We start from the raw sequence: 21,167 nt of genomic DNA, 5'->3' as shown, positions 1-21,167 counted from the left end.
CAGGCTGAAAAACCTGGCTTTTGCTTTTTACGGAAAATAATTATCTATAGGTATTGGAAGAGTAAACCACATACTCGTCGCTTACCTCTTTAAGGGTAAACGCCTTATACCCAGGGAAGCACTTTAAAAATACTGATGCTCTCACCCCAATATATTTAGAGGGCAGCAAAATATACAGAGGCCCGGAATGGCCCTTATGTACATATTCATCAAAGTTGATGCTGATGTCCCCGTTTAAGGGTTGCAGCGTGATAAAACGGTTATGCATGATTTCCAAACCGAGATCGGGGCTGGTGAATACAAACAACGCATTTGAATGGGTTTGATCTAACCGTGTGATATAATCCAAAGCTTCTTTATCTATAAATTGCTGGGCTATGCCCGATGGCCCGTGAGGGTTCTCATGATGAAGCCGCTGGTAACCTTCGATATAAAAGCTTACACTGAAAAAGGCGATCAATAAGGCAACAGCGCCAAGTGTTATTTGATAAACCCTACCTGCGTGCCAAAAAAGGTGAACCAAACCCGGTGTTACGAGTAATCCTATCAGCCTAAAGTGCCTGGCTTCATAAGAGATAGCCATTTGCCTCAAATAAGCAACTCCAAAAAACACTACAGATACTGCATAAACTACAAGCAGCATCAACCGGTAATTTTGGTATGGAACTTTTGTTAAAATGTATCGTACCAGTATAACGCTTAAAATGGCCAATAGCAGCACGATGATAACCGCCCATTGGTGACTGAACAACACAGCATCGTTGTGATATATCAGCCCGTTAAAAAGGTCATCTGCCGAAAAACCCGAAAGTAATGGTGACGCCAGCGGAAAGCTGAATGTTTCCCATGCTAATTTTAAGCCACCTGATTCTGACGAGGGATTACTACCTTTTGATAAATAGAAGAGGTAAATACACGCAACCGATATAACCGCAGGTACACCCGGCCATAAACCTTTCAGCACCCAGCTCTTAACCGTTCTTTGTCCTTCGGACATGCGGATCCACATAAAAAGCAATCCGGCGGCATACATCCATATAAATGATGATTTGCATATGAAACCTAACCAGCCTGCCAATAAAACAAATATCGCCAGCTTAAGGCCCGGTTTGTCAAACGCCATACAGCCATATAAAAACCATCCAAAAAATGCGAATAGCAACACTTCGCCACCATTGTAAAAAATGTACGGGCTAAAAAACGCTTGTTGACAAATAATAAACAGTAAGCTTAAAGCACTGATCATGGGTGTAAAGCCTGCCTTTTTAAAGAAGGCGTATAACCCCAACAGCCCTGTTACGGTACACAAGGTGGTAACAACCGCCATAGCTTTCCCGGTATTTAAACCGAATACTATCTTAAAAAGATAGGGTAATAAATATTGCCCCGGCGACCACCAGGTTAAAAAATCGGCGGTGTTTTTACTGATATCAGCAGCATCTGGTTTCACCAGCATGTTAAAGCCGCCGCCAAACTCCATCGAGCGCATTACCTGGAACCCCCAGCTTGGGTCAGGAAACAGGGCAGCCGGCGTTATATATACGGCCACACCCAAAGCAATTGCTATCAATGATATAGCGGCAAGAAAAACTTTATGCAAATGTGTTAGTTTGGAGATCATAAATGATTAAAGTATTTCGCGGTCGCGGACTTTTACCGCGGGGTTACCCTGGTAAATGCTGTATGGCAACAGATTTTTGGTAGCAACCGAGCCTGCCGACAATACTGAATGCGTGGCTGCAATTACCCCCGCTGTAACGATGGCACCACAGCCTATCCAAACGCCATCTTCAATAATAATTGGCCCGGTAATCAAATCGAAAGTAACTTTTTTATAGTTGTGGTTGCCGGTTTGTAAAATTGCCGCCTGGGATATGCACACGTTGCTGCCTATAGTTACCGGCACCAGGTTATCTATCCACACAGCGTCGCCCAACCAGCTATTGTTGCCCACTTTTAACAGCCACGGGTATTTGATATTTACCCGGTGCCTGATAACTACCTTTCGCCCGATCGATGAGCCAAAGCTGCGTAAAATAGCAACCTTGATGCCACTAATCGGAAATAGGCTGTTTTTAAAAATCAGGGCGTTTATATAAAACCATAAGGCACGTTTAAGCTTACTGCCACCGGGGTTGTAAGGATAATTATTGTAAATACCCAGGTCAGTTTTTTGCATTCGCTTCCAATTTACTTTGATGTTGCGTGTAAAAATAAATGCTTACACCAACTAATAAGTAGGTAATGAGATTATAAATAGTGTGGTGATCTGATATGTACACCGTGGTATGCTTCCAATAAAGGGCCAGCAAGATATAGCGGGCGAGGTTGAGTACCTGTATGCTTATTAAACCTACACCGTAAAAATAGAGTTTGGGATTTAATTGGCCCGGATAGGCAATCACAAAGGCTGTAAAAAAGCTCATTACCCCAAAACCGAGGCAATCATACCCAACATTAATAATGTTATGACCAACCACCAGCATTTGCGTAATACTGGTTTTAGTTTGGTAGCCAAGCACGTTCAGGATGGCCGCACTGCTTTCAATCAGTATATACCTTAACCAGGCAATAAAGTTAAGATGCGTATCTAAAAAATGACTGTAGAATTTACCACCGGGTGCTGTTAAACTAAGGTAGAAGATGTAAAACCCATAAAATAAGCCAAACAGAAAAAGAAACGTAATTACAAAACGTATTGGCGATAACGGAGCGTTACTTTTGCCCATCCTCATTTTGTTTCCTGAGTTCATCAATTTTAATATCAACTACTAACCTAAACCAAAAGCCTTGCATAAAATGGAAAATGATACCGGTGCGGCCATCTAATATGCCGAGCCTGAAAATTATACGGTAGAGAAAGTATAGCGTCGGCCGCATATACCGCGGCAGGCGCCACCATAATTGTTTTAACCACGCCGTACGTTCATCGGGCGAACCCCAAAAGCGGGGCTTTACGGTTTGCTGCCTCAGATTTAAGATCCGTTCGGTTTCTTCAACTGCCAGCAGGTCGCTGTATCGGTTGTGCTTATCAATCCAAAAACTAATCTTATTTTCCTTTAAATTCTCTTCAATCAGGTGGCCTTCTTTCCATTTAATGGTGTTGCCGGGCACTACCATGCGGTGGTCCATATTCTCATTGATGTCAGAAAACCCAATGCCGTACCGAAACATTTTAAGCAGGTAAAAAGGATAGTACCCACCAAACCTGATCCACTTCCCTTTAAAGTAGTTTTTGCGGTTAAAATAAATGCCGTTGATATTTTCATACTGCTCGTGATCGGTAAAGTCTAATAACATTTGGTGCAGTTGTGGCGTGATTATCTGGTCGGCATCCAGGCATATCACCCACGGTGTAGTTATATTAAAAGTATTAAGTGCGTGATGCCATTGTTTGGGGTGGTTTATGAATGAGTTGTAACCAGTTATGGCCCCTTCTGATGCTGCGATGTTTAAGGTGTTATCTGTACTGCCCGAATCTAAAATAAATAGTGGGGCATTCAAACCCTTCATAGATTGCAAAAGCCGGGGCAGGTGCATTTCTTCGTTATAGGTAAGTATAATAAAGGAGTAGTGAGGGTTCAATTTAAACGGGCTTTGATTACCATCGACATCCATAGATAGGGAAGGCGCCCGCAGCCTTTAAAGGCTACAACCTTAAAGCCTGCCAGCGTTAAAACTTTGGTTAGCGTTGTAGCCGACCACATTTTAATATGCCCACCTAACCACAACGGGCTCATGTGCTCATCCCATTTGTTAAATAAGCTAAGTAGAAGGTTTTTTAAGTAGCCATGATAGGGTGTAGAAATGATGATCTCTCCTACATTGTTCAGGGCATTTTTACAAAAACTGATGAACTCCTCGGGATCATAGAGATGTTCAATCACCTCGGTAGATATTATGGTATCAAACTTAACCGCGCGTAATTCGTAGGGCAAGTTATCTATGCTTAAATCCTGTAAAAAAAATCTATCAGGATTAAGCCGGCGGGCAATTTCGATTCCTTTTTCAGATGCATCAGTGCCGTAAATGTTGTATCCCAACGATATTAAGTGATTAACCAAAAAGCCATTGCCACAGCCCAGATCTAAAATACAGGTGTTTTTATTTTTATCAAGCAAGCCTATAATTGCATCAAGCGTGTATTTGAAATTATGGGTCATTTGGCTGCTATGGTACCCGTAATCCTGATAATCACTCATTACTGATAATTTTTTGGTAAAGATTAAGGTATTGCTGCAGTAGGTTTTCGCCGGTAAAGTCCTTGCGTACTAATTCGGGTGCCACTTGGGCTATCCTGTCAAGATCTTTAAGGTGGTTGCCCCAAATATCGGCGATAGCTTCGCTTATAGCTTTTGGTGTACGCTCGCAAACCCAACCTAAATTAGTGCTTTGAATGTAATTTGCCAAGCCTACATTTTTGCTAACTAATACTGCGGTACCAACACTCAGGCTTTCTATCACTACATTACCAAAGTTTTCATCGTGCGACGGCAGGATCATCAGATCGTGCTCTTGCAACAGCATGAATTTATTATCACCGTAAAAACCTACCCACGTTATTTTGTCAGCAAGGTTATTGACAGTGGCCAACGATTTTAATTGATTGATATATGCGCTTTTTCCGTCGCCACCTATAGTTAAATGGTAGGGGATAGAAAGGGTTTTAAGCGCGGTTAGCAAAATGTCCAATCCCTTTTTTTCATCTATTCTTGAAAAGAAAAGCAATTTAAATGTTGATGACCTGCTTTTTGCCGGATAGGCGTTTTTACCTTGCAACTGAACAAAGTTGGGAATGGTGGCAATGCTTTTAAAAGTGCCGAGCTTTTTTACCGCGGTGTTCTCGTTAAAAGATGTCGCGTGGATGTTAGTGCGCTTTAGTAAACTTTTACCAATTAACCGATGAATGAGCGCTTTAACAGAAGTATTTTTTTTGCCGAAAGAGTAATTGCTCAGCATTCCCCTGGGTGATAAGACAACCGGTACTTTTTTTTGCAACGATATGAAGCAGGCCAGTAACGAAACCAAGTTCCACCAAGCGTGTATGTGAATAGCGTCAAACTCAGTGGCCCTTTTACGAAGTGCGTTTAATAATGAGGGCGAAAAATGAGTGTGATCTTTTGTGATCCGCTTAAAGTAGGTGACCTTTACCCCGTCAACAATTATCTGTAGGTTTGGTGTTACTGGTAACTCCTCCCTGCCGTTTGCAGTGGTTGTAAACACCTCTACCTGATTGCCGTTTAACTGTAGGTGTTCGCATAAGGAAGCTACCGACATAGTAGGTCCCCCGTATATAAAGGCAGGTTTATAAGCGGCAGTTACGTGCAGTATCTTCAAACTTTTTTAAGAATTACGATGTTAAGAGCTGTTCTAATTTGTCTATATAAGCATTTTCATTAAATTGCTTTAAACAATTACTTTGTAACGCTCTTCGCTTTTCAATAGTGAGGGGCTCTGATAACAACTTTTTAATACATGCTGCTAATTCATCGCTATCGTCGGCGTTTACAGCGGTGCCCAGCTCGCCGTTCAGTATGGCGTCTAAGCTACCGTCGGCATCGCCGCAAATTACGGGTAAACCGCAAGCTAAAGCTTCGATAAATACTATCCCAAACCCTTCTTTTTTACTCGGTAAAACAAACGCATCTGCAAGCAAAAAATGGTCAGCCAGTTCCCCTTCGTCTATAAAACCGGTTAAAGTCACATGATCTGCCAGGTTGAGTTCAGCTATCATCTTTTTTACCCTGATGCCTTCTTTGGTGTCATATTTCCCTGATAGAATGTACCGGATGTTTGGAAAATCGACTTTTAGCTTAGATAATGCAAGGAGTACGGTATCATGCCCTTTATATTGCTCTGTCGAAGCGAGCCTCGTTAATGTAAATAGAATAGGTTGGTCATTTTTTATAGAATATCTATCCTGTAAATAAACAGGTTTTAAAAATTCTTCTGGTAAGGCAATAAATGGATCAACGGCGTTATTGAGCACGTGGCATTTTGTTAACGGAACTTTATGCCAATTGTACATTTGTTGTTTGGTAAAACTGCTTACACAAACAATTTTATCGGCATAGCTCAGTATCAATTTTTTATACAGGCCAAGCGGCCGCCAAACTTCAATGCCATGTGCAAATAAAAGTATCTGGCACTTAGGGTTAAACCAACGGGTAAGCACCCCGATAACAGCAAGGTTAATGTGGGTTAATATTAAAATATCGGGTTTGTTTTTAAAAAAAACGGTTTTTAAAATAAACCTTATCACATGCTCATTATAGCCTTCAAATTTTTCTGAAGGCAGATACTGCGTCATTAGGTCGGCTTTGTCATCATAAAGTGAGGATAACTTAAAAGCCCAGCCCCTTTTTTTGCTTAATGTATCAAGGGCATGTGCAAGCGTGCGTACCATCTTTTGTATACCGCCGGTAGTATTAAATATTTGTAGCGACAACAAACTGATGTTTTTAGACATATTTTTGTATTTGGTACAACGCAAATGCCCTTGACCAGTGCACCTTACCTGCTTTAAACTTGTTTATCAGCTTTTGTGCAGCTGTACCTTTATATTGTGAACTGTCTCCTATACTATTATTGCCCCGCATCCAATCCTCTAACGGAAAGCTAAACCCCATTTTGGGCCTGTTCCATATAGTTTCCGGTAATAAAGAGTTAAAAGTGTCGATTAATATCTTTTTTGGCCGGGTGGAGTCAAACCTTATTTCGGGGGATATTTGTGCGGTAAAACTTTGGAAATCTTCATCTAAAAAAGGTACCCTCACTTCCAGACCATGGCTCATGCTCATTACATCGGTATCTCGTAAAAGCTGGTTTTGCATGTACAAATTTGTTTCGAACCAGGCTGCTTGTAATTTGTCATATGGCCCGAGTTGAGGGAAATTGTTCTCGCCAAAAAGCACATTATTCACCTCTTGCTCAGTCGTGTCTAACAGGTTTGCGATATCTACAGGCGTGTTCAGGCCCCTTATAAATAAATAATCCGCAGCGGGATGGGCGTATTTTAAGTACGTTAACCGCTTGTAAATAGTGGTGTTTAAAAAGCCAGCACTATCAAAAACGAAAGCCGGTAGTGCCCTTAAATATCGTAGGTAGCTAATTCTATTAAAAGAGGGGTAGCCCCCAAACAGCTCGTCGGCACCAATGCCGGATAGCACTGCTTTTAAGCCGGCGTCATGTGCGTATTTGCTAATAAACCAGCTATTTATACCATCGGTGGTAGGCATATCCATAGCAGACATTATTTGCGGAAAGCATTCTTCAAAATCGTGCTTTTTAACCAAATGGCTGTAGTTATCGCTTTCGGTTTTGTTTAATATAGCTAATTGATAAGATCTTTCGTCGTATTTTTTCTCATCGAAAAAGATAGATATGGTTTTTAAACGTTGTTGGGTTTGCGCATTAGCCAGCAAAGTTAGCAGGCTGGAATCAACACCTCCGCTTAAAAAAACGCCGATGGGCGCATCGGCAATAAGCTGCCTTTTTACTGCATTTTGCAAGTGGAAATGCAAGCCGTCATGCGCTTCGGTAATACTGGTAATTGTGTGTTTAGGCGTTTGTTGAATATAGCTTTTAATGAAGTAGCCCCCATCTTTATCCCAGCACATATAGCTACCTTTAGGCAGGCTAAATGTATCTTTTAATGTTGTATAAGGTTCGGGTATGTTGCCAAACGCCAGTAACCAAATGGGCCATCGCTTGTTTTTTGCAGTAGTCAAACCGGCTGCTTCGAAAGCTTTAATCTCTGATGCAAAGGCTAATTGCCCATCTCGTATAAAATAATATAAAGGTTTAATGCCATTGCTGTCACGCACCAGGTAAACAGCGTGATGAGCGCTATCGTACAATGCAAAGGCAAACATTCCGCGCAGCTTTTCGAAACAAGCTGTACCCCAATGTAAATAACCTTGAATAATAACTTCGGTATCGGTTTCAGAGTGAAATTTTGCACCAAGTGCAGTTAGTTCAGTCCTAAGCTCACGATAATTATATATTTCCCCGTTAAATGTTATCCAGGTTTTTTGGGCGACATCTGCCATGGGCTGGTGGCCATTTTTGCTTAAATCTATTATTGACAGTCTGCGATGTCCTAAAGCCATCCGGTCATTAACAAACTCTTGAACGCCTTCGTCGTCGGGCCCGCCGTGTTGCAGGGCATTGCACATGGCTTTTACCTGGCTTTTTATTTGATCGATATTTAGCTGGTTAGATACCAGTCCTGCTATCCTGCACATTGTCGTTTTTATACAGCTTCGCCTGCTAAGTCACAGTCGTAAAATGTAACCCCTTGATTGTTTGGTTTTAGTGCGAGTTCATATCCAGGCAATAACTAAAACCTGTTTATTAGTGATGCTGCAATACTTACTATGATTGAGCACCCTAAGTTGTCCAATCTTACTAATAATTGGGTTTTTGATTTGTAGGTTATCAATTCGCCGGTGAGGCTTTTTAACGGGCCTGCCTTTATTTCTATTTTTTCGCCGGGCTGCATATTTTCTTCGGTTACCTCAAGTTCTAATGAGCTGGCCATTAATAGCTTCAAGTCTTCTATTTGTTTGGACGGCATAGCAGTAACCCGCCCCGAAAAATAGATGAACCGCGCTATGCCCTTTGTCATTAATACCTGTGTTTTGGCATTTTCTTCTATTTTAACAAATATGTAAGATTTTATAAGCGGCTCTTCTACCCATTTCTTCCTGTCGCTCCATTGTTTTAGTGTACGTTGTAAAGGTAAATAAACCTCTATGCCTTTATCAATCAACGCCTCGTAAGCCTTTTTTTCTGCGCGGGAGTGGGTATAAACCGGATACCATTTAGTTTTATCTGTATCTGTATTTAATGCCATATCTGAAAGAAATCGTTATTTGAACCAACGTTTAAAATTCCACCACTTTTCCTTCTCCTCATCTGTATAATACCCTGAAGCCTCATAACCGCTGTAATCAGAATAATAGTAATAACTACTGCCATAATTGCTTCCTGTAAACTTAGTGGTATAATATCTGGAGTGTAAAATATCTTCGGCATAGGCATTTAATACGATAACGGTATTGTCAAGATTGTATTCATGAGCAATCCTTTGCGGTATGGTGGCTGCATTGAACTTTGATTTGCCGGAGCGGATCACAAAAATATTAATATCACTTAACCGAATAACGGGGATAGCGTCAGATACTAAGCCAATTGGAGCGGTATCTAACATAACGATATCGTACCTGGTGCACAATTCGTCAATCAAATCCTTCATTCTCTGGGTATGCAGTAATTCTGACGGATTGGGTGGCACCGGCCCCGACACAATAAAGTCAAAGTTAGTTTGGCTGGAGTTTAGTATCACATCGTCAAGCTCATTCTGATGTGACAAATAATTACTTAGCCCAATGTCATTAGGTACTTTAAAAGTACGGTGGAGTTTGGAACGCCTTAGATCGGCCGCTATAAGAATTACTTTTTTATCAATAAGTGATAAGGTACTGGCCAGGTTGTATGATACAAAAGACTTTCCTTCGCCTGCAACCTCAGACGTTACACAAATGATTTTCCGTTTTTTATCAGAGGCTAAAAAATTGAGGTTGGTTCTTACAGATCTAACTGATTCTGCAAAGATTGATTTGGGCTTACTAATTGCAAGGGCCTGTGCATTATCCTCGTCAATTAAGTTGGGGAATTTTCTTATCACACCTAATATTGGTACGGTAGTTAAACTTTCAATCGTTTCTTTATCATAGATATATGGGTTAAGTATACGTATCAATATAATTAACCCTAATCCGGTAACGAGCCCGAAAATAATTGCAGATCGTTGAATGTCGCGTTCATTTGGTGCTACGGGCCAATAGTTTGGCGATGCTTGTTCAATAATTGTTGCTCCAGGCAAAATGCCCGAGCGGCTGATTTGCGCCTCTAATTTTTTTTCTGATAAAAACGAATAAACTTTTTCATTGATATCAAAATCGCGTTTCAAGCTGATCAAGTCACGTTCGGCTCCTGGCAAAACTGAAATCTCCTGGTTTAGCAGTGCTAATTGTGAATTGATATAACTAATGCTTCGGCTTAAACTATTGCTATTGCCATTCAGTGCTATTAACGCGTTATTTTTTATTTGCAGTATAGCGCGGTTTATTTCTTGAATTTGTGTTGAATTACCCGTATAAGTTTTAGATAGCTCGGCCCTTTGGCTTAATAAAATATCCAGCTTTTCAACAGCGGCAGTTAAAGCCTGGTCTAAGGTCCCGCCGCCAATATTTAAGTTTAAGTTTACATTGTTTTTGTCTTTGTTTATTTGTTGTTTAAGATCTTCAATTGCTACCAATTGCAATTTTAGCAGTGACTGCTGCGATTCCAGATCTTTAGCTTTAGTCAAAACGCCGTCGGCTTTGCTACTCACTTCCATCAACTTGTTTTTTTGCTTAAACTGTTCTATAGATTTTTCGGCCCCTTTAACTTCAGTCGACAAGAATTTCAGCTGCCCGTCAATGAAATTTATCATTTGTGATGCTGATTGTGTTTTACGACTGCGATCATAAATCAGATATTCTTTCATTATAGCATTCAATGCATCGGCAGCAAATTGTGGGTTGGCATCAGTTAGCTGTAACGATAAAATATTTGAGTATTTGACAGTTTCGGCGGTTCGCAAGTTTGATTGCACGCGCCCCACAAGGTCTTCGGGAACATTGAACCTGAAAAGAAATACAGAGTTCTTATTTAGGTAACCAGGTTTTTTGATAACAAACGCCGTAGGGCCAATAGTTACAGGGTTGTTATAAATATAGTTTTTAGAAACCTCATTCCCGGCAATTTTGTACGTTAGGTTAAACGTTGATTTATTAACGGGTTTAAAAGTGATCAGATCGCGATAAAAGTTAACACTGTCAAATGTTAGTTTTTCTATCTCAAGTGGCCGCAAAGGGTAAAGTTCACTGGTTCTAACCCTTCCCTCAACATAAAAGCTAATTTGATAATCCAAGTCCCTCACTGCATTTAATATAACGGTACGGCTTTGAATTACTGATGTTTCACTTTGAATTTTTGATGTTCCTCTTTCACTGCCGGCGGTTATGATATTAGACAGATCGGCTATTTCTGATTTCTTTTCCTCCAATTTCATTATGCCCGAAGTAGCAAATGTTTTGGGAGTGTACCATAAATATAAGTTAGATGCAAGTATGAAAACAGCAAGCGAACCAACTATCCAATACCATCGGCTTATCAGTATCCGGGCTATTTTAAAATAATCTATCTCCTGAATAGGTAATTTCTTCTGGTTGTTATCTAATTCTTCCATTATAGCCTCGATAACGTTAATAGCACTAATGCGGTATTCACCAGCAGTAGCACAGGCTGAACCAACGTGGTAATGTTTTGCAAATTGTCGCTACGGATACCCCGTTTATTCTGAGAAACATAAATTACGTCGCCGTTTTGCAGGATTGCACGCGGATCTGATATCGAACTTAACTTACTCAAATCTATTTCGGTCACGGTTTTGTTAGCATCGCCCCTAATGATCTTTATACTTTTTTCGTTAGCAGATTGGGTGAGTCCACCGGCCTCTCCCAATAATTCAACAAGCGTAGTATTATCTTTAACCAGAGGATAATTGCCTTGCGATTTAACCTCGCCAAATAAGGTCACCTTCAAATTAATTACCTTTATCTCAAAAACAGGATTGACCAATACGTTCTTTTTATACTGATCTTCAATTAGTTTTGTTGCTTCAACCCTGGTAAGCCCCTCAACCCTTACGTGGCCAATTTCGGGCAAGGCAACGGTGCCGTCTTCTTCAACCTGAAAAATTTGCCCCTGCGCAGCGCTGCCGCCTGATATGTTACTATTAGGCGCCGGAGATTGATCAACAAGAGACTTTATGCTTTGCAGGTTGCGTATTTGTAATTGGTCCAGCGGATGAATACGATAGGGGCTGCCTGATATGGTTTGGGAGGTGTGGGCTGCCGTGCTATCGGGCTTTGTACCGCTAGCCTGAAAAAGTAGCTGGCTTTGCTTATAGGAGCATGAACTTGTTATGGCCAAAATGCTTATAATGCAAAGGGAATATAAAACACGCATATCTAAGGTTGCTGTTAAAGTATGCTGTAGATTATGCAGCAAAACCAAAATTACATATTTTGCCGCTAAAAAAATGTATTTTTCCACCGTGAGCGATTTAAAAATATCTGTGATTACCGTTTGTTACAATGCTAAAGCATCTATTGCGGCTTGTATACAATCTGTTATTGGGCAGGCTCATGCCAATATCGAGTACATTATAATAGATGGGGCATCCACCGACGGTACCCTGGAGGCCATAAAACCTTTTGAGCAGCATATTCACACCTTAAGGTCGGAGCCAGACTCCGGTATATATGATGCGATAAACAAAGGTATTGCTCTTGCTACCGGCGATATTATAGGTATTTTAAATGCCGACGACGTATTTGCATCGGCAGATATTCTAAAGAATATCGCTGAGGCTTTTGAGATTAACAGTAGAGTGGCTGTCTATGGCGACCTTGACTACGTAAATTTGAATGGCCAGGTAGTTCGCCGTTGGCGATCGGGCATTTACCGGCAGGGTATGTTTAATTGGGGCTGGATGCCGCCGCACCCTACATTTTATTGCAGGCGGGAGTTATACCAGCAGTTAGGTAACTACAGTTTGTTGTATGGTACCGCTGCAGATTATGAATTGATGTTAAGATACATCCATTTGCAGAAAGTGCCCGTATATTACCTGCAAAAAGTGATGATAAAAATGGCGATAGGTGGGGTAAGTAACAGTACTTACAAAAATCGCCTAAGCGCTTTACTATTTGACTTGGAGGCGATGAATAATAATAAGATATTTATTCCGCTATTGGCTATATTGTTTAAGCCGTTGCGCAAGATAAAACAGTTTCTATAGTATCGTGGGAATTGTTATATTTGCTTAAACAGCACCTATAACTGCCCCTACAATTATAATGATGCAGGATTATTTAAATACATATTATTTTATATACTATATATTTATAGTAATGTTTTCAGTTCTGATCACATTGCTTTCTATTCCGTCAATTTTACACGTTGCGCGTACCCGTCACCTTTACGATGATGTTGGCCATTTTCGTAAACAGCATGATCATGGTATTCCCCGTTTAGGCGGTGTGGCTATTTTTGTAAGTTTTACAATCACAATGCTATTGTTTAGCATGATTGATAAGACGCTGCCCATTAGTTACCTGTTAACGGCAACTATTATTTTGTTTATAATGGGTATGAAAGATGATCTTTCGGGAGTGCACTCCAGCACTAAATTTTTCATTCAATTTATTGTTGCCACCATTTTAGTTACACTGGGCAACATTCGTTTTACAAGTATGTATGGCGTATTAGGCGTATATGAATTAACTTATATCGCTAGTGCTATTCTGTCTATATTGTTTATAATGTTAATTATTAACGCGTTTAATTTAATCGATGGCATAGACGGGCTTGCGGGCACAACTTGTATTGTGGTGAACGGTACATTTACTGCGCTTTTTATTTACATGAAGCACTACGAGCTTGCAGCTATATCATTAAGTCTTATAGGTGCGGTATTGGGCTTTTTAAGGTACAACTTAACCCCCGCCAAGATATTTATGGGCGATGCCGGTTCTCTGCTTATTGGGCTTATATCGGCAATTATGGCCGTAAAATTTATTGAACTGAATAAGTTCAGCACGGTTCACGAGCCTGACATATACTCGGCACCTGCGTTAGCATTTGCTATACTTATAGGCCCAATCTTTGACACTTTAAGAGTATTCACGCTCCGTATTCTTAAAGGCGTTTCGCCTTTTACTGCAGATCGTAACCACGTACATCACCGTATGCTTAAACTGGGCTACACACACATGCAGGCTACAATTATTTTGGCTGTAGTTAATATGATATCCATAGGAGTTGCTCTGTCATTAGCGCATTTAGGTAACTTAAACGTCATCATTATCATCGTTGCATGTTCGCTCTTATTCAACTGGGCTGTTACCGTAGCCATCCGTACAAAAGAGCGCTCACAATTCGCTTTGCGTAATTTGTTCGTTTGATCTGCCTTTCGCCAATATACGATCAGAGTAATATTTATAAAGAAACCAACGCTGTATCCGCGCCTATTTTGTCATTTAATAAATCCTGTTCCTCTACCGTGAAATTACGGGTGAGTGATTCATAAATTATCCTTAACCAAATTAAAAAGCAAGGTAACGACTTTAATTTATAAGGCACCACGTAATCCATCCGCACAGAACGTGGGAAAAGATCTGACGGTGAAAAGCTGGTGAGAATAATAGCAAATACCAATAAAAAGATCTCGAATTTAGTAACAGGCCTGTTCAAATTCATAAACCAGATGGCTACCCCGGCAAATGCAATGATGTAGGTGGACGACTCGGCCGAACTGCTGAAGATAACCGCAAAGATCAATACCGACGACAGGATCAATAGCTGGTAGGATAATATTTTGTACGATTTAATGCGTAAATACGATAACCCGAAAAGCAAAAGAGCGGGGGCAATCACCTGGATGTTTTTTAAAGATTCGTAGCGTAAAACCTTTCTTATAAAACCCGATACACTAATCTCTTGTAAAAAGGACCCCTGATTTTCGTTGTTTTTGGCTACAAGGTCGTGGTACCAATCCCGGTAGGTTTGTATAATAAATGAAGGTGAGGATATGGCCATGGGCAGTAAAAACATTACTATCGACCAGAATATTAAACCTGTTATCAGCTTTAATTTATTATCAGAAAAAAAGAAGAATGCCAGGCCGACCACTCCGTAAAGTTTAATGAATGTGCCTAATACAATAAAAAGCGCTGCCCAAAAATCCTTCTTGCGGTTAATAAAGTTAAAGCTGAGAATAATGAGCCCGGCCATCATACCGTTGCTTTGCACGTTAGTTGATGTAGTCATCAGTTCATGAGCGCATATCAGAAGGATAATGGTCTTGCCGCCATCCCTAATCGGTAGCAGGCGTATAGCGGTAAACAGCACTGCTACATTAAATAGCACCCACATGATCACCCCTATGCTTGGCGGTAAAACGGCAAATGGCGCGATAATTATTGAAAATGCGGGGCCGTAATGGTTAAGATCGTTGTATACTTCGGGATAATAGTTGTAAAGGTTTTGCTGATGAATGGTGTGGATGAAGTTATACCTGAAAATAGTAAAATTGTTAAACGTTTGATGGGTAGCAACGCCTTTGACTACCACGAAAAGGCTTAGGCCAAAAAATAAAAAATATATAAAACGTTTTTTTTGTATAATACTGTATAAATGTTGCATCAATTAGGAGGAGTATTGTAACGGTAAAGTTACATTAATCTGTCGGGTTGGCAAATGCCTTCCTCATCTCTCTGTTAAAAATAATTGTACCATTGGTAACAAATCTATCTCATACTTGCAGTGAAAGATAATTTGCGGCACATTTGAAGCTTTATAACTAATAGTAAATGAAAAAAATAATCGTAATATTTTGCCTTTTTATCGCAGTTGGGGCAAGAGCGCAGGAGCGCGATTGGAAAACGGTAGGTAAATATATCTCAAGAGATTCGATTACTAAAAACGGCTATACTTTAATATTTGTAAACCTCGATACTACATTTGCTGCACAGGGTGCTTCCGTTAAAAAACGAATGGTTGACGCCTTTTTTAAAGTTTACCCCGAAGAGGCAATGGCATTTAATAAGAAGACACTTAAAAAAGTTGTTTTTATTATCGACCCGGAATATAAGGGTGTTGCTGCTACTGCAGATGGTACGGTGCGTTACAGCCCAAAATGGATGCTGAAACAGCCGCTTGATTTAGATGTAGTGACCCACGAAGTGATGCATATTGTGCAGGATTATGGCGATGGTGCCGGCCCGGGCTGGTTAACAGAAGGTATTGCCGATTACGTACGCTATGCATATGGTATTGATAATGCCACCGCCAAATGGAGCCTGCCTGCCTTAAAACCTACCCATCATTATGACAACGCTTACCGCATTACAGCCCGCTTTTTAGCCTGGATAGAAAAGGACATAAAAAAGGGAACCGTGCAAAAACTGGATAGCCGGTTACGCGCCCATACTTATACCTCCGATAGCTGGAAAAAACTTACCGGTAAAACTGTGGATGAGTTGTGGGAAGCATATGTAGCGGCCGAACCAAAGCAAGGTTGAAATTTTTATTTGAAATAGGCAATGCCGCATTAATTTATTTAATGCGGCATTTTTGTTTAAAGCAAATACGTGTTTGCACGTATATCTGAAATTTATACTTAACGCTTCTATATTGCGACTATTGCAAGATTTAATTGGGCAAACTGCACATTGTAACAAATTAGCATTGGTAAATTAAAAATTTGCCAATTAACCATACTTTGCTGTATATTACGTTTTATTTCATTTTTATTACACTAAAGCAATTTGTATGAAGAAAACTCTACTCTTATTTCTTCTTCTGGTTAATTGTTGTGCCATGCAGCTGATGGCACAAACTAAAACAATTACCGGAACAGTGATCTCCAGCGACGACAACCTGGCTCTTCCGGGTGTTACCGTAAAAGTAAAAGGAGGCACAGCAGCTGTAAGTACCGATGTTAAGGGTAAGTATTCCATTAACGCAACAGCTGGGCAAACGCTGGTATTTTCATTTATCGGTACCATTACCCAGGAGCGGTTGGTAGGTGCCGATGATGTTATTAACGTAACCCTGCAGTCTGACGTACGCAACCTGAAAGAGGCAGTGGTGACGGGATTCGGTGTTAAACAAAGCCGTCGCGACCTAACTTCATCCGTACAAACGGTAAAGGGATCAGATATCCAGGCTACCCGTCGCGAAAACTTTGTGACAGCCCTGCAGGGGCGTGTTGCAGGTGCAAATGTAACCAGCACCAGCGGTTTACCGGGTGCATCGGCATCTATCGTACTGCGTGGAATCACCTCAATTGGCGGCAGTAACCAGCCACTGTTTGTTATTGATGGTATCCGCGTACAAAATGAGCCATTAAGCCAAAGTGCCCTTGCATCAAATGGCGACAACCGTCGGTCGGACTTTACCAACCGTATAGCGGATTTAAACCCGGATGATATCGAAAGCCTGTCGGTACTAAAAGGTGCAGATGCGGCAGCCGTTTACGGGTCCGACGCTGCGGGCGGTGCCATTGTTATCACTACAAAAAAAGGTAAAAGCGGCTCGGGTGCGTTGAGTTACGATAATGCATTCAGTTATTCTAATGCCTACCGTTTCCCGCAAATTCAAAACGTATATGGTACAGGGACCAACGGTTTTAGTAATCCACTGGTACGTACGGCGTTTGGCCCCGCTTATGCGGCGGGTACCCAAACCTATAAAAACCTTCAGAATGTTTTTCAGCAGGGTTTTAGCCAGCAGCACAACCTGGCATTAGAGGGTGGTAACGAAACCGCAACCTACCGGGTCTCAACCCAGTACCGCCACACCAGCGGGATTTTACCGGTGGCTTACAATGATAAGTTCTCTTTAAGGTTATCTGGATCAGCAAAGCTTGCACCAAAGCTAACCAGCAGTGCCAGCTTTAACTATTTCAGTATCGATAACCGTAAATTGAATAAAGGTAACTCGGGTACCTACATCTCGGCACTAACCTGGCCAACAAATGATGACGTAAGAAATTACCTCAACCCGGATGGCAGCCGGAGGACTATCATCCCGGCAACAACGTCACTGGCAGATGCCAGCATTGATTTTGATAACCCTATTTGGAGCGCAGTAAATAACGTGAGCAGGGATAAAACCAACCGTGGCGCGGGTAACGTTGACCTATCTTACGACCCTGCCGAGTGGATCAATTTGAGGGGATTGTTTGGTATCGATTTTTATGATACCAATGGTAACAACTTTTTAAGTCAATACAGTTCATCTTATCAAAATTCGCCTGTAAATGGTTTTGCCGGTACCAGCGGTGTTGGTGCAAACGGTATTATCGATAACTATACCGATGTTAACCTGATCACCAACGGATCGTTGTTTGCGACCATTAAAAAGCAATTTGGCGATTTCAGGACAACACTTGCTGTAGGTGCCGAGATCTTCGAGAACCGCGACCAGGTAAATGGATATTACGGTCAGAATTTTTTGCAGCCTAATTTTAACAGTATTAATAATACTACGCCAACCTCACAGCGTGCAACCAGCAACCTGTTTGTAACCCGCCGTATTGGCCAGATAGTCCGTTTAGGGGTGGTTTGGAAAGAGCTATTTACCTTGAACGCTACCGGCAGGTATGATTACTCATCGCGCCTTGGCGGTACAAACGATTATGCTTATTTCTACCCATCGGTTGGCGGTGGTTTTAATTTTACCGAGTTGCCAGGCTTAAAGGATGGTAAAGTATTAACATTTGGTAAGATACGCTTCTCATACGCAGGGGTAGGTAAAGACCCTTACGCGCCATACAAGATCAACACCAGTTTGTTGCAACAAACTACCACAGGTGGTGGTTTTGCGGTTGATGTTACCGGTGCCAACCCTAACTTAAAACCTGAGAAGGATTACCAGATAGAATTAGGTACCGAGTTGCAATTTTTTAACGGCCGTATTGGTGCCGAGATCAACTTGTACAAATACCGCGCAACAGATCAGATCTTTGACCCTCGCTTAAGTTACGGCTCGGGATACATCCTGGCGCTGGTTAACGGAGGCGAGATCCAGAACAAAGGTATCGAGATCCAGTTGACAGGTTCGCCGGTTAAGAACAGCAATTTTAGCTGGAACACTACGGTAAACTTTACGCTTAACCGCAGCAAAGTAATTAACCTGGGCAGCCTGCCGGAGTATTATAACTCCGATACGTTTTTATACGCTAACGCGCGGGCCAGTATTTTCCCGGGCAGCAGTGTAAGTAGCATCGCATCTTTCTCATACGCGCGTAACAATGCCGGGCAGATACTGGTAGACCCAACATCCGGTTTGCCTATATCAAACTCAACGTTTGTAACAGTGGGCGATAGGCAACCAAAATTCACCATTGGCTTTATCAACAGCTTTAACTACAAAGGGCTTAACCTTTCATTTCTGTTAGATATCCGTAAAGGTGGTGATGTGTTTAACGGTAATGAGTTGTTTCTTACCCGGTACGGCTTAAGCGCACGTACCGTTAACCGCGAAAAACCGGTTGTAGTACCGGGTGTATTGAGGGATGGTAACGAAAATTCGGCAACGCCTACGGTAAATACCATACAGGTAACGCCATTTTATCAAAACACCTATTACACCAACACTATCGAGTCGGATTTTGTGGAGCATAATATTAACTGGATCCGTTTAAGGGACGTTACTTTAAGCTACAACTTGCCTGCATCATTATTGAAGAAGCAAAATGTGTTTAAGGCGGCCAGCGTATTTGCTACCGGTACAGATCTGTTCCTGATCACCAATTATACCGGTGCCGATCCGGATGTTAATGCTAATAATGCATCAACAAGGGGCTCGGGCTCGGGTGGTTTTGATTATGGTACTGTACCAACGCCGCGCACAATTTCTTTTGGTTTGAGAGTGAAATTATAAGGATATAAGAAATGAAAAAACTGATATACACCATAGCTGCATTGCTCACTATAGGCATTGCCAGCAGTTGTAAAAAATATATAGATATCAATACCAACCCCAACGTACCAACTTCGGCAGATGCCAGTACCTTATTGCCGCCTATACAGGCCGGTATGGCCCGTGGCGTTTGGTTTGATAGTCGTTACGTTGGCCAGTACTCGCAAACATGGGGTGCTGCAACAGCTAATAACGTTTGGGACCAGGAAGGCTATGCACCGGGTAGCGATGCTGCCGGCGAAATGTGGCGTACTGTTTATTTTAGCATTGGCCAGAATGCTGTGCTGATGCTGAATGATGCTTTAGCAACTAAAAAATACGACTATGCAGGTGTTACCTGGGCTATCCGCGCATGGGGATGGCAAAATGGCGGCGACCTGTACGATTATATGATCGTTAAACAAGCCTATGAAGTTGGCCGCCTGAGCTTTGACTACGATGACCCATCGTACGTTTACGACGAAGTGGTACGCAATTGCCAAACGGCGTTGAACTATCTTAACCTGGCTATCAAAACCGACGGTATTGCAGGGGTTTCTCCTACCCTGGCTAAAGGCGATTACATGTATTATGGAGACCGCTCCAAATGGATCAAATTCATTTATGGGATATTGGCGCAAAATGCTTTACATCGCAGCAATAAATCAACATTTAATGCTGATAATGTAAAAAAATATGTTGACAGCTCTTTTACAAGCAATGCAGATAATGCCAGCGTTGAAGCGGCAGGCACACAATCCGGCGATGCTAACTTCTGGGGGCCAACACGCGCCAACCTGCCTTCGTACCGCCAGTCGGATTTTATTGTGCGTTTGCTTGACGGAAGAATTTTTACTAATTCGTTAACCCCGAGTAACACGATTGACCCGCGTTTACCCTTGTTACTTGCTGTAAGTAAGGATGGCGTTTACCGGGGTGTTATACCGCCACTGGGCGACCCTAATTCAGCTGATGCCAATACGCTAATACCTCCAATGGCAGGTGCGCCAACGAATAATATTAATGCAATACCGTTAAAATACATTTTTAATGATAATTCGCGCGGTGTACTCATGACGTATTCAGAATTGCAGTTTATGAAGGCTGAAGCCATGTTTAAAAAGGGAGATAAGGCTGGTGCATTGACAGCCTATCAAAATGGAGTTAAACAAAGCTTAGAATTTGTAAGTAACCCGCCTATTGGTAAGGCTTTATCGGGTACCACTAAGTATATTTCCGACGCGGCCAGAGACGCCTACATGGCAGGCCCGTGTGTAAAACAAACAGCAGCAGCTTTGCAGTTGAGCGATATTATGCAGCAAAAATTCATTTCGTTATATGTTTGGGGTGCTTTTGAGGCCTGGGCCGATGAACGCCGTTACCAGTATGATCAGAACGTTTTCCAGGGCTTTACTAAACCAGCCAACTACTATCCGGATAACTCGGGCAAGCCGGTTTACATCATTAGGCCGCGCTATAATTCAGAGTACATATGGAACGTGCCTGCTTTAAAATTAATTGGTGCCCTTAACCCCGATTATCATACCAAACAACCTTGGTTTATTTTACCATAAGTTTAAAAA

Annotated in this window: 17 protein-coding genes; 5 read left to right on the top strand and 12 right to left on the bottom strand. The window is 41.6% G+C overall.

Annotated features, from left to right (window positions below; all coding sequences use genetic code 11):
• Positions 1-40 precede the first annotated feature (40 nt).
• The 11 genes from IDJ76_RS07395 to IDJ76_RS07345 form a co-directional block, all read right to left on the bottom strand.
• Positions 41-1,600, bottom strand: a complete 1,560-nt coding sequence (locus IDJ76_RS07395) for a hypothetical protein (RefSeq protein ID WP_224746229.1) — start codon at positions 1,598-1,600, stop codon at positions 41-43.
• 27 nt (positions 1,601-1,627) lie between these two features.
• Positions 1,628-2,179: a WcaF family extracellular polysaccharide biosynthesis acetyltransferase gene (locus tag IDJ76_RS07390; protein WP_191162275.1), complete on the bottom strand. Its 552-nt coding sequence runs from the start codon at positions 2,177-2,179 to the stop codon at positions 1,628-1,630.
• Entirely contained in the window at positions 2,166-2,753 is a 588-nt protein-coding gene (gene xrtY / locus IDJ76_RS07385) for an exosortase Y (protein ID WP_191162273.1), read from the bottom strand. Before xrtY ends, IDJ76_RS07390 begins: the two co-directional genes overlap by 14 nt.
• A complete protein-coding gene (locus IDJ76_RS07380; protein WP_224746228.1) occupies positions 2,716-3,585 on the bottom strand; it encodes a glycosyltransferase family 2 protein in 870 nt (289 codons plus the stop codon). The genes xrtY and IDJ76_RS07380 overlap by 38 nt, the downstream gene beginning before the upstream one ends.
• Positions 3,582-4,202, bottom strand: a complete 621-nt coding sequence (locus tag IDJ76_RS07375; RefSeq protein WP_191162269.1) for a class I SAM-dependent methyltransferase — start codon at positions 4,200-4,202, stop codon at positions 3,582-3,584. Before IDJ76_RS07375 ends, IDJ76_RS07380 begins: the two co-directional genes overlap by 4 nt.
• Positions 4,195-5,337, bottom strand: a complete 1,143-nt coding sequence (locus IDJ76_RS07370) for an XrtY-associated glycosyltransferase XYAG1 (protein ID WP_191162267.1) — start codon at positions 5,335-5,337, stop codon at positions 4,195-4,197. The genes IDJ76_RS07375 and IDJ76_RS07370 overlap by 8 nt, the downstream gene beginning before the upstream one ends.
• A 13-nt stretch (positions 5,338-5,350) precedes the next feature.
• Complete coding sequence (locus tag IDJ76_RS07365; protein ID WP_191162265.1) at positions 5,351-6,469, bottom strand: glycosyltransferase family 4 protein; 1,119 nt, start codon at positions 6,467-6,469, stop codon at positions 5,351-5,353.
• Positions 6,462-8,246, bottom strand: coding sequence for an asparagine synthase (glutamine-hydrolyzing) (asnB, locus tag IDJ76_RS07360; RefSeq protein ID WP_191162263.1), 1,785 nt, complete (start codon positions 8,244-8,246; stop codon positions 6,462-6,464). The genes IDJ76_RS07365 and asnB overlap by 8 nt, the downstream gene beginning before the upstream one ends.
• 95 nt (positions 8,247-8,341) lie before the next feature.
• Entirely contained in the window at positions 8,342-8,857 is a 516-nt protein-coding gene (locus tag IDJ76_RS07355) for a UpxY family transcription antiterminator (protein WP_191162261.1), read from the bottom strand.
• 15 nt (positions 8,858-8,872) lie between these two features.
• A complete protein-coding gene (locus tag IDJ76_RS07350) occupies positions 8,873-11,299 on the bottom strand; it encodes a GumC family protein (RefSeq protein ID WP_224746227.1) in 2,427 nt (808 codons plus the stop codon).
• Positions 11,299-12,168 carry a polysaccharide biosynthesis/export family protein gene (locus IDJ76_RS07345; protein ID WP_191162259.1) on the bottom strand — a complete coding sequence of 290 codons (870 nt, stop codon included), beginning with the start codon at positions 12,166-12,168 and terminating at the stop codon, positions 11,299-11,301. The genes IDJ76_RS07350 and IDJ76_RS07345 overlap by 1 nt, the downstream gene beginning before the upstream one ends.
• Position 12,169: 1 nt before the next feature.
• Here IDJ76_RS07345 and IDJ76_RS07340 point away from each other — a divergent pair, with 1 nt between their 5' ends.
• Both IDJ76_RS07340 and IDJ76_RS07335 read left to right on the top strand, forming a co-directional pair.
• The gene (locus IDJ76_RS07340) at positions 12,170-12,916 is read left to right on the top strand and encodes a glycosyltransferase family 2 protein (protein ID WP_317173951.1); all 747 of its coding nucleotides are present in this window, start codon (positions 12,170-12,172) and stop codon (positions 12,914-12,916) included.
• Between the two features lie 112 nt (positions 12,917-13,028).
• Positions 13,029-14,081: an MraY family glycosyltransferase gene (locus IDJ76_RS07335; RefSeq protein ID WP_224746226.1), complete on the top strand. Its 1,053-nt coding sequence runs from the start codon at positions 13,029-13,031 to the stop codon at positions 14,079-14,081.
• A 34-nt stretch (positions 14,082-14,115) separates the two neighbouring features.
• Here the strand turns inward: IDJ76_RS07335 and IDJ76_RS07330 are convergent, their stop codons facing one another.
• On the bottom strand, positions 14,116-15,321 hold the full coding sequence (locus IDJ76_RS07330; protein WP_191162255.1) for a glycosyltransferase family 87 protein: 1,206 nt from the start codon (positions 15,319-15,321) through the stop codon (positions 14,116-14,118).
• Positions 15,322-15,488: 167 nt separating this feature from the next.
• On the opposite strand from IDJ76_RS07330, the gene IDJ76_RS07325 reads away from it, so the two are divergent.
• The 3 genes from IDJ76_RS07325 to IDJ76_RS07315 all read left to right on the top strand — a co-directional run bounded on the left by IDJ76_RS07325 (position 15,489) and on the right by IDJ76_RS07315 (position 21,158).
• Positions 15,489-16,199, top strand: coding sequence for a basic secretory protein-like protein (locus IDJ76_RS07325; RefSeq protein WP_191162253.1), 711 nt, complete (start codon positions 15,489-15,491; stop codon positions 16,197-16,199).
• A gap of 307 nt (positions 16,200-16,506) precedes the next feature.
• A complete protein-coding gene (locus IDJ76_RS07320) occupies positions 16,507-19,566 on the top strand; it encodes a SusC/RagA family TonB-linked outer membrane protein (protein ID WP_224746225.1) in 3,060 nt (1,019 codons plus the stop codon).
• Between the two features lie 11 nt (positions 19,567-19,577).
• The gene (locus IDJ76_RS07315; protein WP_191162251.1) at positions 19,578-21,158 is read left to right on the top strand and encodes a SusD/RagB family nutrient-binding outer membrane lipoprotein; all 1,581 of its coding nucleotides are present in this window, start codon (positions 19,578-19,580) and stop codon (positions 21,156-21,158) included.
• Positions 21,159-21,167: the final 9 nt, after the last annotated feature.

The sequence above is a fragment of the Mucilaginibacter glaciei genome (genome assembly GCF_014773245.1).
Taxonomy (GTDB): domain Bacteria; phylum Bacteroidota; class Bacteroidia; order Sphingobacteriales; family Sphingobacteriaceae; genus Mucilaginibacter; species Mucilaginibacter glaciei.
The sequence above is the reverse complement of the archived record's forward strand: the minus strand, read 5'-3'. Positions and strand labels throughout refer to the sequence as shown.

Bases quoted from the DNA above. Each gene is read 5' to 3' on its own strand.
- IDJ76_RS07355 (WP_191162261.1), bottom strand. From the start codon at position 8,857: ATGGCATTAAATACAGATACAGATAAAACTAAATGGTATCCGGTTTAT.
- IDJ76_RS07330 (WP_191162255.1), bottom strand. From the start codon at position 15,321: ATGCAACATTTATACAGTATTATACAAAAAAAACGTTTTATATATTTT.
- IDJ76_RS07390 (WP_191162275.1), bottom strand. From the start codon at position 2,179: ATGCAAAAAACTGACCTGGGTATTTACAATAATTATCCTTACAACCCC.
- IDJ76_RS07320 (WP_224746225.1), top strand. From the start codon at position 16,507: ATGGCACAAACTAAAACAATTACCGGAACAGTGATCTCCAGCGACGAC.
- IDJ76_RS07350 (WP_224746227.1), bottom strand. From the start codon at position 11,299: ATGGAAGAATTAGATAACAACCAGAAGAAATTACCTATTCAGGAGATA.
- IDJ76_RS07335 (WP_224746226.1), top strand. From the start codon at position 13,029: ATGTTTTCAGTTCTGATCACATTGCTTTCTATTCCGTCAATTTTACAC.
- IDJ76_RS07315 (WP_191162251.1), top strand. From the start codon at position 19,578: ATGAAAAAACTGATATACACCATAGCTGCATTGCTCACTATAGGCATT.
- xrtY (WP_191162273.1), bottom strand. From the start codon at position 2,753: ATGAACTCAGGAAACAAAATGAGGATGGGCAAAAGTAACGCTCCGTTA.
- IDJ76_RS07325 (WP_191162253.1), top strand. From the start codon at position 15,489: ATGAAAAAAATAATCGTAATATTTTGCCTTTTTATCGCAGTTGGGGCA.
- asnB (WP_191162263.1), bottom strand. From the start codon at position 8,246: ATGTGCAGGATAGCAGGACTGGTATCTAACCAGCTAAATATCGATCAA.
- IDJ76_RS07365 (WP_191162265.1), bottom strand. From the start codon at position 6,469: ATGTCTAAAAACATCAGTTTGTTGTCGCTACAAATATTTAATACTACC.
- IDJ76_RS07375 (WP_191162269.1), bottom strand. From the start codon at position 4,202: ATGAGTGATTATCAGGATTACGGGTACCATAGCAGCCAAATGACCCAT.